The 14,852-nt window shown below is 39.5% G+C and carries 16 protein-coding genes; 9 read left to right on the plus strand and 7 right to left on the minus strand.

What is annotated here, in order from left to right; genetic code table 11:
• Nucleotides 1-11: 11 nt before the first annotated feature.
• Nucleotides 12-2,210, minus strand: coding sequence for a S8 family serine peptidase (locus ACSLUK_RS05645; RefSeq protein ID WP_448547555.1), 2,199 nt, complete (start codon nt 2,208-2,210; stop codon nt 12-14).
• 780 nt (nt 2,211-2,990) lie between these two features.
• On the opposite strand from ACSLUK_RS05645, the gene ACSLUK_RS05650 reads away from it, so the two are divergent.
• The 7 genes from ACSLUK_RS05650 (at nt 2,991) to ACSLUK_RS05680 (ending at nt 8,227) form a co-directional block, all read left to right on the plus strand.
• Nucleotides 2,991-4,850, plus strand: coding sequence for a M48 family metallopeptidase (locus ACSLUK_RS05650; RefSeq protein WP_448547556.1), 1,860 nt, complete (start codon nt 2,991-2,993; stop codon nt 4,848-4,850).
• An 88-nt stretch (nt 4,851-4,938) separates the two neighbouring features.
• A complete protein-coding gene (locus ACSLUK_RS05655; RefSeq protein ID WP_448547557.1) occupies nt 4,939-5,295 on the plus strand; it encodes a metal-dependent hydrolase in 357 nt (118 codons plus the stop codon).
• A 104-nt stretch (nt 5,296-5,399) separates the two neighbouring features.
• Complete coding sequence (locus tag ACSLUK_RS05660; RefSeq protein WP_448547558.1) at nt 5,400-6,515, plus strand: saccharopine dehydrogenase family protein; 1,116 nt, start codon at nt 5,400-5,402, stop codon at nt 6,513-6,515.
• 8 nt (nt 6,516-6,523) lie between these two features.
• The gene (locus ACSLUK_RS05665) at nt 6,524-6,997 is read left to right on the plus strand and encodes a DUF2269 family protein (RefSeq protein WP_448547559.1); all 474 of its coding nucleotides are present in this window, start codon (nt 6,524-6,526) and stop codon (nt 6,995-6,997) included.
• A 10-nt stretch (nt 6,998-7,007) separates the two neighbouring features.
• On the plus strand, nt 7,008-7,394 hold the full coding sequence (locus ACSLUK_RS05670) for a DoxX-like family protein (protein WP_448547560.1): 387 nt from the start codon (nt 7,008-7,010) through the stop codon (nt 7,392-7,394).
• Nucleotides 7,363-7,800 carry a DoxX-like family protein gene (locus ACSLUK_RS05675; RefSeq protein ID WP_448547561.1) on the plus strand — a complete coding sequence of 146 codons (438 nt, stop codon included), beginning with the start codon at nt 7,363-7,365 and terminating at the stop codon, nt 7,798-7,800. Before ACSLUK_RS05670 ends, ACSLUK_RS05675 begins: the two co-directional genes overlap by 32 nt.
• On the plus strand, nt 7,787-8,227 hold the full coding sequence (locus ACSLUK_RS05680; protein ID WP_448547562.1) for a thiol-disulfide oxidoreductase DCC family protein: 441 nt from the start codon (nt 7,787-7,789) through the stop codon (nt 8,225-8,227). The genes ACSLUK_RS05675 and ACSLUK_RS05680 overlap by 14 nt, the downstream gene beginning before the upstream one ends.
• A gap of 43 nt (nt 8,228-8,270) precedes the next feature.
• Here the strand turns inward: ACSLUK_RS05680 and ACSLUK_RS05685 are convergent, their stop codons facing one another.
• Nucleotides 8,271-9,254: a helix-turn-helix domain-containing protein gene (locus tag ACSLUK_RS05685; RefSeq protein ID WP_448547563.1), complete on the minus strand. Its 984-nt coding sequence runs from the start codon at nt 9,252-9,254 to the stop codon at nt 8,271-8,273.
• Between the two features lie 745 nt (nt 9,255-9,999).
• Here ACSLUK_RS05685 and cspE point away from each other — a divergent pair.
• Nucleotides 10,000-10,209 carry a transcription antiterminator/RNA stability regulator CspE gene (cspE, locus tag ACSLUK_RS05690; RefSeq protein WP_448547564.1) on the plus strand — a complete coding sequence of 70 codons (210 nt, stop codon included), beginning with the start codon at nt 10,000-10,002 and terminating at the stop codon, nt 10,207-10,209.
• A gap of 83 nt (nt 10,210-10,292) precedes the next feature.
• Here the strand turns inward: cspE and ACSLUK_RS05695 are convergent, their stop codons facing one another.
• The 3 genes from ACSLUK_RS05695 to ACSLUK_RS05705 all read right to left on the minus strand — a co-directional run bounded on the left by ACSLUK_RS05695 (nt 10,293) and on the right by ACSLUK_RS05705 (nt 12,405).
• Nucleotides 10,293-10,745 (minus strand): hypothetical protein, encoded by a 453-nt coding sequence (locus tag ACSLUK_RS05695; RefSeq protein ID WP_448547565.1) that lies wholly within the window; start codon nt 10,743-10,745, stop codon nt 10,293-10,295.
• 531 nt (nt 10,746-11,276) lie between these two features.
• A complete protein-coding gene (locus ACSLUK_RS05700; protein ID WP_448547566.1) occupies nt 11,277-11,939 on the minus strand; it encodes a TVP38/TMEM64 family protein in 663 nt (220 codons plus the stop codon).
• A 19-nt stretch (nt 11,940-11,958) separates the two neighbouring features.
• On the minus strand, nt 11,959-12,405 hold the full coding sequence (locus tag ACSLUK_RS05705; protein ID WP_448547567.1) for a DUF2141 domain-containing protein: 447 nt from the start codon (nt 12,403-12,405) through the stop codon (nt 11,959-11,961).
• Between the two features lie 285 nt (nt 12,406-12,690).
• Here ACSLUK_RS05705 and ACSLUK_RS05710 point away from each other — a divergent pair, with 285 nt between their 5' ends.
• Entirely contained in the window at nt 12,691-13,215 is a 525-nt protein-coding gene (locus ACSLUK_RS05710) for a Crp/Fnr family transcriptional regulator (protein ID WP_448547568.1), read from the plus strand.
• A gap of 95 nt (nt 13,216-13,310) precedes the next feature.
• On the opposite strand, the gene ACSLUK_RS05715 is transcribed toward ACSLUK_RS05710, so the two are convergent.
• Both ACSLUK_RS05715 and ACSLUK_RS05720 read right to left on the minus strand, forming a co-directional pair.
• Nucleotides 13,311-13,661, minus strand: coding sequence for a hypothetical protein (locus ACSLUK_RS05715; protein WP_448547569.1), 351 nt, complete (start codon nt 13,659-13,661; stop codon nt 13,311-13,313).
• 177 nt (nt 13,662-13,838) lie between these two features.
• The gene (locus tag ACSLUK_RS05720) at nt 13,839-14,732 is read right to left on the minus strand and encodes a tetratricopeptide repeat protein (protein WP_448547570.1); all 894 of its coding nucleotides are present in this window, start codon (nt 14,730-14,732) and stop codon (nt 13,839-13,841) included.
• Between the last annotated feature and the right edge of the window lie 120 nt (nt 14,733-14,852).

Consider the following 14,852-nt stretch of genomic DNA (forward strand, 5'->3'; position numbering starts at 1 on the left):
GGAATCAGTGATTAGAAGTACACTGTTGTGTTGTCTGAACAGTTTGACGTACCAGCTTCACAAACGTTGTAAGTAAATGAACCACCACCACGGCGTCCTGTTGCGTCAGTGTATGAACCATCGTTAGCTGTTGTAGTTATTTTGCTACCGTTGCGGTAAATATCTACGTTGCTTGTAGTTGCACCATTCCAGCTTAGGTCTACACTCACACGACCTTTACGCTTATAAGCACTTGCCGATAGTTGAATATCAACTGTTGCGCCAGAGCTTACGCTTACTGATTGCGTAGAAGAATCAGATTGGCTCGCACCATCAGTAACAGTCAACGTTACGTTGTATGCACCGTCAGCAGAGAACGTATGGCTTGGGTTTTGTGCAGTACTTGTATTGCCGTCACCAAAGTTCCAGTTATAGCTCACGATACCGTTGTCGTCTGTGCTGTTATTAGTGAATGAACACGCAAGCGCAGAGCAAGAGTAAGTGAAGTTAGCTGAAGGAGGATTATCTGTTGTTCCACCGGCACAGCTTTGGCCTGCTAAGTAGTTAAGTGCCGCTTGTGCTTTAACTAAACCATGGCCTGTCTTGTTATCGCGACCTGCAGTATCTAAGTCTTGTGCGGTCATGTTCATAGCGTTACGAACATCCGTCGCTGTACAGCTTGGGTGATGTGACCAAACTAATGCCGCTACTGCTGATACATGAGGTGTCGCCATTGATGTACCATTGTAGTAGTCCCAATCGTGACCACCAGACTTAGACATACTTGCCGATTGACCAGCTTTAGCAGCTAACGCTAAACCTGTTGCACGGTCTACAGAAGCCGTAGGCTTGCCTTGGATTTTACCATTAAAGTCAACCATAAATGGTGCCTGTAACCCAGGACGTGCCGCATTACTGTAAACAACAATACCGGCTGCGCCAGCATCAGCACACGCGTTTGCTCCACGATACTCTGGGTAAGAGTTTTCTGTAGAAGTGCTGCTATCGCCTTGGTTTTCACCACGCTCAACTAAACAGATTTTACCTGTCATGTCGCCACAAGAGTATGACGTACCGGTTGTTGTACAAACACCTAATGTGCCTGAAGCTGAACCGTCGTTGCCGGTAGGCGCATAAGACAAGCTGCTGTTATAGAAAATATGTGGAACAACGCCATTTGCAAAGTAGTCTGTACCGCCAACTGTTAGTTGTGCAAGCTGACCGTCGCCAATAGCAACACTTGATAGTACCGCTTCACCTGGACCAGAAATTTCTACTTGATTCGTACGTTGTGAGAAGTTTGCGTGCATGTTGCCTGAGTCAACTGCCGCTACCGATACCACTGAATCATATGACGCTGGGTAGCTATGTGATGTATTACCATCGTTACCAGCTGCCGCGATGCTTAGAATACCTTGGTTGTAGTAGTTGCTGAACGCATTGTTTTCCGTTTGGCTGCTACCGCCACCACCTAAACTCATGCTAACAACTTTTGCGCCTGCAGCCACACAGTCATCAACTGCCGCAACTAAGCTTGAAGAATAACCCCAGCCAGATTCGTTGAAAACTTTGATGATATGTAGGTCAACATTGCCATTTGGCGCAACACCTACAACACCCGAGCCATTTGTCATACCCGCGATAGTACCCGCCACGTGTGTACCGTGCGAACCACCCGGCGTAGACCAGCTACCTGTACCAGAGTCGTTAGTACCAGATACTTGGTTACCACTTAAGTCACTGTGGTTAATGTCGTAACCCGAATCGATAATACAAACACCAGTGTTTCCTGTAGCGCTATCAGATACAACGTCCGCTTCAACACGGCTAATGCCCCACGGCTCAATTTCAACTGAATGTAAGTTCGTGTTCAATAACTGACGTTTTTGGTCAACTTCAATAAATTCAATATTCGGATTATTGCGTAAGCCTTTTAATGCAACTGCTGGTACTTCCATCGCAAATGCATTGTGCTTATCTAATTCTACTTTAATATCTGCACCAGCACCTCTTGCCAGTGATTTAGCTTCGCGTCCCTTTCCTTGTTTAAACTTTACAATTACACGCTCTAATCCTGCGCCTTTTGCGTTAGTGCTCGCCATAGTAGCTTGGCTAGCCGCATTATTAAGACCGTTGTGTAGAGGGAATTTTGTTTGCTCGTCCTTTGCATATGCACCCGTAGATAGCGCTAACATCGTTGCAGCAGATACAACACTTAATTTTGTTACCATTTTCATCTCCAACTCATATGAGAAAATCGATTTATTATTTTTGTTATGTTTATTCATCTAGAAAGCAAACGAAGCTTACTTTCCAAATGCACAATGCAAATTCGGATTGGGAACTTACCTTATTTGTCATTGCGATCTACGATGATTTAATTGGTGACACACGAATAGCAATAAACCGACAATTTTTGACACTAATGCGACAAAATGAGCCTGAAACGCCTATTTCATGGGATAAATGACATGTTTTTTGGTTTTATTTTAAACAATCCAGCAACAATAAATTAAAGCAAAAACAACCAAAAACTTTCAGTGATGCAACAAAAAACACTCAATGTTTAACAGAAATATAAAGATGTAAATGGGTGAAAAAATGGCTTTGGAAAAACACAGTTCTATACAATAGTTAGAAGAGTTGGAACTACAACAACCGAGCATACAAATAATCCTGCGGCAAATGTACTGTCGTCAACATTTCAAACATGTCCAGCGAGCCAAAATGGGTGTTCAACACTTAGTGTATGGCCATTATCCAAACCATCCCGACAGAATTCAACCCAGATTGTGCTACCTGTAGTGAGCGTTGTAATTATACTAACAAGAACCTCGTACTGAATACTTATTCCTTCTTGCAACACGTAAATGACAACACATTGTTTAAGTGCTAAATTAGCCACCACTTTTTTATTGAATGCGATTCAAAACACAGTTCAGCGCCCACCTGAATACCTGCACATACGCTGTCAGACTGCCGCACATTGATTATTTACTAGGAAAGAGCTTATGGACAAGAATCAACAAAAAATAGAAGCCTTGTTACAGCAAGCCGAAGAGGATTTGGCACAAGATCCTAATTTATATGAGCGAAAATTGCTGCGCTATTCGTTGCTCGGATACGGCATAATTTTATCGATAGTGTTTGTGTTATTAGGCGTAGTCGCAGGCAGTATTTGGTTAGCGCTTTCCAGCTCAATGTTTCTTTTGCTCCTACTAAAGAAAAAGCTATTCATTCCGTTGTTCATTATGGTGTGGGTGTTATTTAAGTCTGTATTTATTCGCTGGCCGAAACCACAAGGTATTGTGATTACCGAGGCACATTCTCCAGAATTATTTAACATCATTGAACACCTGCGTACAACCCTAAAAGCACCACCTATTCACCAGGTAATTATCACCCCAGAGTTTAATGCCGCTATCATCCAAACTCCGCGATTTTTGGCCTTCGGCTTCACACATAACACTTTGGTGATAGGATTTGATTTACTGGTATCAATGACTGTGGAAGAAGTGAAATCCGTAATGGCTCACGAGCTTGCACATTTATCAGGTAATCATAGTAAGTTTCACGGTTGGATTTACCAAGCAAGAGACTCTTGGCGAAATATGATGTATAACCTTGACCAGCATAATGGCTGGACAACAGCCCCCATTCGTAAATTTTTTAATTGGTATAGTCCTAGGTTTTCTGCTTATTCGTTTGCATTGGCACGGCTCAATGAATATGAAGCAGATCAAGTGGCAGGCTATCAAACGTCTAATGCAGCCGCAGCTTCAGCGTTATTGAAACTTCCCGCTTATACCAATTTTATCAATGAAAAATATTGGACGCCGTTCAATCAATCAGTTGTGAGTGTGCCTGAGCCTTCAACATTACCATATGCGGGGCTACTACAGTTTATGGCAGACAATAAAATTTCTGATACAGAGGCGAAATCACATATAAAGTTTGCTAAGCGCGAAACCACCAATTATCAAGACACCCACCCTTGCCTAAATGATCGGCTGTGCGCGCTAAATGGTGAAAACATAGCATTTACACCCACTATTGATTCCGCTGCCACCGAGCTGTTTGGTAAGCAAATCCATGAAGTAGCCGCTATGTTAGATGACCACTGGAGTGAATGGAATTTAACTGGGTGGCAAGAAGAATACACGCGTTCCCAAAATGAGCGTAAGCAATTGGAAGCGCTCAAACATCAAGATACCGATGAACTCACCAAAGATGAGCTATGGCAACTCGCTTTTTTAACTGAAAAGTTTGAAACAAGTGCTCAGCCAATTACATTGTTTAAAACCTTTAACGATAAATATCCTGATGATCTTGATGGCATTTTTGTAATGGGAAGATTGCTCATAGAGCAGCGCGACGACACAGGTCTCCGTTATTTGGAAGAAGCAGCAAAGAAAAGCGAATTATTAGAACTATCATCACGAATCGCCTACGACTATTTAGTCGAAAATAGACGCATTGATGAAGCAAATGTATGGCTTGAACGAATGCATTCACTCGAAGAAATTTATCGCGAAGCACATTTAGAAAGAAATTCAATCAATAGCAAAAATACACTAGAACCGACAACAGTCTCAGAGGACACGTTAGCAGACATAGTTAATCAAATCAGTTCAAATAAGAAAGTGAAAGCCGCTTGGGTTGCCCAAAAGAAAATTAGTCATTTCACTGACAGCCAAGTATTGGTATTCGCGATTAAAGCTAAAAGAGGCTTCTATCTTGCTGACAACCTTGCAGAAAAGATTATCGAATTACTCGATATTCAGTCTGACAACGTAGTGTTTGTGCTGACGAAAGGTAATGATCGTAAGCTTTTCAACAATGTAATGGATATCGGACGTCAGGTAATTTAACTGAATACAAACAACAAGTATTTACATATAAACTCGCGAGCAATAACTCATGCCATTTACACCATTTCATATGGGCCCCGGAATACTGATGAAGTCACTGTTGCAAGGCAGTTTCAGTTTAATGGTATTCGGCTGGACACAAATAGTGATGGATATACAACCACTAATTGTACTGATATCTGGCGAAGGCCACTTACATGGCTTCACGCATACCTACATAGGGGCGATACTGATTGCGATTTTTTCCGCCTTAACGGGGAAATATTTATCTGAACTCGGCTTAACCATACTGAAAATTTCTCCCCACGAACAACCAATAGTTATAGCTTGGTGGGTAGTGTTCCTCAGCGCATTTCTTGGCAGCTTCAGTCATGTATTGCTCGACAGCATTATGCACGCTGATGTCGAACCCTTATTTCCATTTACGCTGAACAATCAGTTCTAAGGTTTAGTTTCAGTGTCAGCGTTGCACAAAATCTGCCTATACAGCGGACTAGTAGGTGCAGCAGTTTATTTTGGTATTCAGTGTCGTTTAAAGAGAAAAATTAAATGAAAAGAGTTGTCGTCCTCGGTGGATATGGAAATTTTGGCAAACGCATTGTTGAAAGCCTTGCCAATGTTGAAGATATAACACTTTATGTTGCGGGCAGAAATCAAGAAAAGGCAACTGCGTGCATTAATAAATTGAATACTAATGCAGTGGCGAACATAGAACCGCTGGTTATTGACATTTTGGCTGCAGATTTTACTGAGCGATTAAAATTACTCTCACCTTTCCTAGTGATTCATACCAGTGGGCCATTCCAAGGACAAGATTATCGTGTGCCTAAAGCCTGCATTCTTGCTGGTGCTCATTATATTGATTTAGCAGATGATCGCCGTTTTGTCTGTGACATTGCTGCACTCGATAAACAAGCCAAAGAACATAACTTATTGTTAGTCAGTGGCGCAAGTTCAGTGCCCGGATTGTCTTCAACCGTTGTCGACCACTATCAGGAACAATTTAAGACATTAACATCGATTGATTTAGCCATTGCTCCAGGAAACAAAGCTGAACGCGGCTTAGCGACCGTTGAAGCCATTCTGTCATACACTGGCCACCCAATAAATGTATTCAAAGAAGGACGTTGGCAAGACGTGTATGGCTGGACGGATTCACGCATTAATGACTTTGGCGGATTTGTCGGAAGAAGGCGTTTAGCTAATGTAGATGTGCCTGATTTAGAGTTATTTCCTAAGCACTACAAAGTATCTGAGCGAGTGACCTTTCAGGCTGGTCTGGAATTATCACTTTTACATCAAACTATGGTTGGCATGGCTGCTTTGGCTAAAAGAGGCTTAGTAAAGAGTTGGGCTCCTTTGGCTAAATCAATTGTCGCGACTAGCAACTTATTTTTACCCTTTGGCACAGATAAAGGTGCGATGGAAGTTTTACTAAAAGGGGTAGACAATAATGGTGAAACAAAGACAATCTATTGGCGCTTATATGCGCCTGATGGCAATGGGCCATATATTCCAACATTATCTACAATTATCTTAGCTAAGAAGCTAATAGAAGAGACTGACATTACCATCGGCGCCAAACCTTGTATTGGCTTGTTCAAGTTGAGTGATTTTGTTCCATATTTCGAAGCACTTAACATACACTATGCTGAGCAATCATAGGTGAGGCTGTGGAATATTACTTAACTCTAAAATTGATACATATACTAGCAGCGGTGGTGGTAACGGGCACTGGCACAGGCATCGCCTTTTTTATGTTCATGGCCAGTCGCTCCAATAACCCCCAAGCCATTTATGTAACCGCTCAACACGTCATTTTAGGAGATTGGCTTTTTACAACACCTGCGGTGATCACTCAAATAACTACCGGTATTTTCTTGATGAACCTGCAAGGCTATTCTTTCAACTCACCTTGGTTTTATTGGGTTATTGGGCTATTTATCTTTATTGGTATTTGCTGGCTACCGGTACTTCGTATCCAGTATCGATTGCGCGCACTAGCTAAGGTGTCTGTTGCCTCAAATGAAATACTACCTGAATTTAAGTCATTAATGAGAATATGGACACTGCTTGGCATTCCTGCGTTTACCGCCATTCTAGTCATCTTTTGGTTAATGGTTTTCAAACCGTTCCCTGTCGCCTAAAGATTTGATAATGAAGCAAATCAACCATACAACATTGAATAGAGCAGCAATTTACTCATTATCGTTTTTGTGGCTATTTACAGGATTAACATCGATATTCTTCTCGCCAGAAACTGGTTATGAAATATTAGCTAGTGCCAACATCACAGGCGTTTTAGCGGACATATCCGTAATTGGGGGTGGTGTTTTGGATATCGTGCTGGGGATATGGCTATTGACGGCGTTCAGAATCAAGCTGTGTTGTTTGATACAAACCGCAGTAATAGTTTTTTATACCTTGCTCTTGACGCTAATCGATGCCGGTTTCTGGTTTCACCCGTTTGGACCGATCACGAAGAATGTCCCTATTATTGTTTTGATTTTTTATGTGTATAAAATCAAAACAAGCCACCCCTAATTTATTCAAGAGGTTTACTTTGCCAACAATTCAAATTGCAAGATTGTTTATTTCATTCAGTTGGCTATATCACGGAATATTTCCCAAACTGATACATATCGCGCCGTTAGAAAAAACGATGACGGCCAGCTTAGGGCTGTCAATCGAGCTTTCATATTGGCTAACAAAAACCGCAGGTATTGCTGAAATACTGTTTGGGTTGTTGTTTCTATGTTTTTATAAAACAAAAAGCCTTGTATGGTTAAACATTGCCGCGTTAACAGGATTGTTGATTTTCGTTGCAATATTTCAGCCGCACATTCTCATTGAGGCATTTAACCCTGTCACTACCAATGTTGGCTTGATTTGTTTAAGTTTTATTTTGTTAAATGAAATTAATGCGAAGGACAATAATGTTAGCACCTGAATATCCACCACTCATGACAAAAAATGATTGCGTTATTCTATTCGATGGAAAGTGCAAACTGTGTAATGCATGGAGTCAATTTATTATTAAGTATGACAAACAAGATGCATTTAAACTTTGCAGCGTGCAGTCCTCTGAAGGCCAGGATATCTTGAAGTACTTTAACATGCCGGTAGATCACTTTGACACCATGCTATACGTAGTAGGTAATCAACCCTTTGACAAGAGCGATGCCTTTTTAGAAGTTGTCAATAAGCTAGGTTTTCCATGGCGCTTATTAAGAATATTCAAATTGTTACCCAAAAAAATAAGAAATTGGCTATATGACAGAATTGCTTTGAATAGATATTTTTTATTTGGTCAATACGAAACGTGTATGATGCCGAGCCCAGAAAATCAACGAAAATTTCTAAGTAGCAATCGTTGAAGAGGTCAGATTTAGTTAAATACCTGACCTCTAGAAACATTGCCTACTCTTCTTTATCTAACAACTCCATCAAACCAAGCAAAGCAACGTAAAGTACGGCGCCAACAGGCCAAATAATCCACGTGATGCCCCACGACATTGTCCATAAACTCCAACCTAGGTATATTGCGATTAACAGTGGCCAGTAAAAAGCAGCTAGTTTTTCAGCGCGCTTAACACGTTTACTTTTGTCTTTTTTGGCATAATTTTCTTTTAGAATATGGTCGTAAGCGTCGTGCCTTGCAGTTACTGGTGTAACAATGAAAATACCTGCCGCGATCAAGAACATCAGTACTGCGATCATTATTAATATGGTATCTGATTGCCCGCCAAAGGTCGCTGTTAGCATCACCGGTACAAAACTAACAATAAACAAAAAGATGCCTATTGATAGTCTTCGATTATAGCTGGGCTTATAGCTCTCTAATTTTTCCTGAAAGACACTATAAACACCATAAGCCAACTCAAAAGGTTCGTTATCAATAAACGAAGTGTCATTATCAAATTGATTTGTTTTAATAAAAAAACTGACCGCAATCGATACTAAAATAAGAATACCAATGATGCCTATCGCTGTAGCCGTATTACCTGTAACCCCCATGCGACCCGTTTCTGCCATTGCTAATAAGAAGAAAAGCGGTACTACCGAGCACACACATAGCATTATTCCTTTGGCAATTAAGTAAGAGGCTTCTACTTTGCTTTCCACATACTTGTTCGCTTCTTCGAGGCTGATCTGATAAATACCCGAATCTTTATCGCCAGAATCTATACCAGTATCAAACGATTCAATTTCATCTTTTAGTAAGAAGTCAGTCGATACGTCAAAAAGCTCTGCCAACATAATAATTCTGTTCAAATCAGGAATACTATTGGCACTCTCCCACTTTGAAACAGATTGCCGAGATACGTTTACTTTTTCCGCCAACTCTTCCTGTGACCATCCTAGCTTTTTCCTTAGCTTGATTATTTTATCCGCTAATATCATATGTAGTTATCCTTCGTCAGTTGTTGAGCGATCACCATAGAAAAACGTACAGTTGCACACTAGCAAGCTAGCTTGTTATTTTGTCAACCACTGGTTGCTAATTAGCTAAGCTACTAGAATATAATGCTTTTTATTTCATTACTTAGGTTTTAATTGTAAGAATTATATCCTAAACAAGTACAAAAAAATTACTTAGATTTTAAATCACTAAAAGTGCCAATCCACAAAGTTTGATTAGAATACCGCTAATTTCAAACATTGAACGGCTAAGTGGAGCCAAGTTGAAGCTACTGCAATTTAAACTTAATCAGAAGTTATAAATGAGGTCGAGCTGACTTTTGTGCCTAAAATCTTCGGCACTTACAATATCAACAAAGTGTCAATTTGCTCCGCAACAATTTTTCATTTCAGTAATCCATAGACTTGAAGCTAAAGCTCTGACCAATACAAGATTCAGTTTGGTTTTTGCAATTTACCCACAAAAAAAGGCCACTAAATAACAACCATCTGACAATTAGATAGAATTTATTTGAATATTTTTTAGCCAACCTCGTTTTATTGTGTTACTATGTGCGAGTTAATTAAGTGCTACCCAATTTCGACCAATACTTTATCTATAGATTTACCGTTCGTTTCATCTCGATACCAACCTAGTAATTTGTAAATAAGCAACTCGCATTAGTTAGTTCACTTTTAGCATCAACAGTTGCTGATGCAACATTTATTATTTTTATTAGGAGATATTATGTCTAGTACTACAGGCACAGTTAAATGGTTTAATGAAGAGAAAGGTTTTGGATTCATTACACCAACCGATGGTGGAAAAGACGTATTCGTTCACTTTAGAGCGATTGCATCTGAAGGTTTCCGCAGCTTAGCGGAAGGCCAAGAAGTAAAGTTTGACGTTGAACAAGGCCCTAAAGGTCCTCAAGCAGCAAACGTAAGTGTAGCTTAAGTAACAATTACTTAACTATATTGGGGTAGGTGCATACCTACCCTATCATCAATCTACCAGCACCAAATCACCAACACTTCAATCTAAATCGGCAAAACAGTAATTAAAAAGTACTCAGGCCAAATTTTTCTGACTTCCCGACGCCACTGCTCATCTATATTGCCATCGGGCTGTTTACGTAGCCAATATTTTGCCCATTTCCGAACAATTTTTCCCGATTTACTCAATTTAAGCGGCGCGAATCGACATTCGTAATGTTCACCCTCAAGCTCGACCGACTGACGGCTTTTTGCTCTTTGATGTAATGCCTTTAACTTGTCTGTAATGATTTCGACGTTTGAAATAGCGACCAAGCCACGACTTTTTAAATCACGTAGGATAACAGCCCTTTTAACACAGGCGATATTGTAGTTGTCGATATGTGGTGAATATATCTCTCCAGACAACCTTTGAATTGCTAGCCTTTCCCTATTAGCTAACTCGGTTAGGCCATAAACTTCATGCTCAGATGCGTGAAGTTCTTCTATTGAATACATTGATCTCTCCAAGTCATCGAAAAGGCCAAATACCGCGTTCAACAAACGCAACGGTACATAGGAGAATTAACAACAACTTTAACGTTATAAAATTATAGAAGTTCAAAAGATGGCTATCGGGACTAAGGAAAGACACTTCATCGAGAAACTATTAAAAGACAAGCTGTACAAAGCTAATAAGCTTGTACCGCTCCATTATAGGCATGCAAAACTTATAGAACAACACATCATTTTATCGTAAGGCCTCCTTCCCGAGAGCGTCGTCTACCAAGAAGTATATTTAAATCTTATAAAACAAATGTCTAGGCTACAACATTGGCTTATTTTTCATCTTAAATTGTCACATTTTTGAGTAAATTTCAGATCCAACAACTGGCTTAGTATGCAGTTACTACCAGATTGGCAAGTACAAGCTAGCCCTGTTTATACTGCATATGCTTTTCCACCACTGTATTTTTGAAATTTTTGGGGCTGACGTAAATAATGAAAAGAGTATTCAGTTCTCCTTCCACTATTAAGCTTTGTTCCTCGCTAGCTTTGTTGAAGTGGGCGATTTTTGTTTTTTTGAAAAATAAACCATCCCAGCCAAAAAAAACCAGTGAGTCCTATTGCCGTTAATATTGCCGGACTCGGGTTTTCTAGCGTGCTAATAGCGCCAGCATAGGAAGCTATGAACGCATACGGCAAAGTGCTAATTAACCATAATAACAAAAACCGGATAAAAGGCATTTTTGTCATACCAGCCATACAAGCAGATACTTCAGGTAAAATCGGCGTAGCTCTTGACAGGAGAATGACCACTGAACCATGGCTTTGAAATTGCTCAGCAACTTCATAGCGTTTACGTCGATCTTTAATAAGAAAATTAATTAAAATGTGTCCATACTTTCGACTAATAACATAACCACATATTCCAGCCAACGATAACCCAATAACAGCGGCCCCTCCCCCAAAAATGGGCCCCAGAAAATGCCCACTTAGAATGATTATTGTTAACGTTGGCACTGCTACAAAGAGATCAACAAACAACAGCCCCACAACTACTAAACCAACATAAATAGGGTTCACTGATTTTGCTAACTCTAACCATGCGGTTATTTTATCGACGGTAATAATGCCAGTTGCGTTAAGTACGATAAATGTACTAGCGAAGAACAATGCCAGTACCAACATAATTTTTAACAAAGATTTCATCACATTTTCTCACTGTAAATTAAGGATATTTAATAGGAATTACCAACGCTTCTGCGACATCTTCTAGGGTTAGCATTGCATCTTTGAATTTAGGAGCACCTCGCCAACTTAGCTGTGCTCCGTTAGTAAAACCTAAACCTTCTGAGGGGATGATTCCTGTCCAGTTTTTAGATGTTTTACCGTCTTCATTTTCATCATGTAGTATTTTTACTGCAAAATGCTCCAACGCCACAGAAAATTCAAATACTAGCTCTGTTGATTCGGCTTTTTTATTCTTAATAATAAGCGCTTTATCGTGCTTTTTGGGGAACCCTTCTTCTGTAAATAACATTGCCATAATATTGCCTGGTTTGCTGGTATTAATATTAGTGACACGTACTGAAATGGTTTTAGCGATAGATTTAGTTGTGAGTGACATAAATAAAATTCCACTTAAGAAAACGATATAAATCGATCTTTTGCTCATATTTCATACCTTATTGAAGTACAGCTTATGGTTTAAAAGGTCCGCTCAATACACTAAGGTTTTGACCAGACTTTCAAAGCTTCTAATACCGTTCCGTATAAGAAATTGCTTTCTTAGCGAGAGTTTATACGGATTGGTATAATTGTGTTGCTAAGCTCCAAAAACATGAAAGTATATGAAGACAAGTATGCAGTGCATTAACCCAAGTTAAAAAATGGAAAAAATTAGCAGTCTATATCGGAAACACGTAGACTGATTCTATAAGTCACTAGTTGTTGGGCACGTATGGAGTTAAAGGATTTAATAAAACAACACGGAACTCCAATATCTTTTTACAAGCATGAGCACGTATTGCATCAAGGAGACCAAAGTAATGACATATTCTATGTCGAATCTGGTTTGCTAAAAGCTTATTACTTGTCCGACGATGGTAAAGAAAATATTAAGTCCTTTATCAAACCAGGTAATATCATTGGCAGTCTAAATGCCGCCTACAGTGGCTTTGCTTGTTCGTTCTCTTTACAGGCGTTAGAAACAGTTGAAGTCATCCAATACCCATTCAATGAACTATTGGATGCCGCTTATGAATCACATACCATCGCAAAGCAATTAATCGACACTCTTTTAACAATATCGATGAAAAAAGAACAAAGAGAATATGAGTTGCTCATGCTACCAGCAGAAGAACGTTATTTGAAATTCAACATGAATGAGCCGGAATTATCATCGCGATTAACGCAAAACGATATCGCTAGATACTTAGGAGTTACCCCTGTTGCATTAAGCCGAATTAAAAAGCGACTAGCTTAACTTCTCCCTTAATAACAACTCTTTCTATATGGGATTTTGTTATGGATTTCTTGGGCCTGATAGAGTTCTGTATTAACCTATCAGTTTCTTGCCCGTTATACCTTACTAACAGAAATAATTTCACACGCCCCTGGATCATAGTTGTTTTTCTTTGTAGAGCTATATTTCAACTCTATTTTATCCCATGAATACGGCTGTTCTTTGAAATACTGGTGCACCAGATTATTGCTTTTATAAAAATAGTAAACACGATAACAACCGCTCTTAAGCCCGTCTTTTAAGCTACCAAGTGATATTACTCGAAGATCTTCTTGCTTATCGATATAAGAGTTTTCATCATATTTTTTAATGTTTTCAGGCGTTAATTTAATTGAATGAATATTTTCAGCCAAAGCAGACGTGGATAGAAAACACGCCGAAATTACCGCTAACTTTATGTAATTCATGAATAAGTCCTTTTTAAGATAATGAATGTGATTTGACGGTAATTTTACCCCGTAATATCGCCTAAGCACTGTAGCGTTGTGAACTGTGTATACGCAAGAATACGAGGAACGCCTATTTGTAAAGATGGGCTAATAAGAGTTTTTCTTAAAAGCCCCTTCTTATTCCGTATTTAGTGCCTACCTAAAGGTTTTCATAAATAGTGCAATTTCTTCTTTGCCTGTCACGCTTGAGCAGACTGATGATGAATTTACACACCCTTTTCCGCGAATACGGCCTATCCCACCGCCATAATAATTGCCCATCATATCTAAGTTTTCCACAAGCGTAGATAACGTATTATCCAAATTCCAGTTCATGCCGCTCACAGTAATAACTTCTATGTCTAAATCTAGCTCTTTATTAAGCTGTACAATTTCAGGATCTTCCGCGTGGCTGGTCAACAACTCCTGTAGTCTTTTTTGGCTGTCTTTATAATCGAAAAACTTTAGTGTGCTATAGAGTCTTACAGCCTCGACCGTATTTTGCTCTACACCTTCACCCAGTTCATACATTTGCGCCAACAGGTAGGTTGATTCTTTATCGGATTTAGCTATTGCTGTTTTTAAAAGTAAAATGGCTTCGGCATTATTCTTAGTTGTTAAATCCAGCATTTCAGTGGCTTTTTGATAAAGCGCAGGACCGAAATTTTTGTCCAGTGCATACTGGAATAGTTCTTCAGCCTCTTCTAAATCTTTATCAACACCAATGCCATGTGTGTATAAGTAAGATAATGTCCAAGCCGCTCTTGCAGAACCTGAGCTTTTCGCTTTTTTCAGGTTCATCGCAGCTCTTTTAGGGTTCTTTTCCAAGCCATTTCCAGTAAGGTACGCAGTGGCAACAACCATTTGCGCTTCCATACTTCCATGCTTAGCAAACTTCTTTAATTTTTGATAATTTTTCTTACATTCATCACTTACACAAAGTTGCTTTGTAAGCACTGAAAAGTCAGGCGCTGTATGCTCTGAAGCATTAACGGGTGAATTTAAAAATAGAAAGGTTAAAGCGGTTACTGCTATCAATCGATGTGTCATAAACTACTCTCCGTGTTAGATTGTAATTTTACAGTAGTATCTTTTGTTCAAAAAACAACACCTTGTTAACTTAGTAGCAATGATTGATTTGTCAGATAACATCGGAACGAATGGCATAGG

It is taken from the genome of Thalassotalea fusca (genome assembly GCF_053485835.1).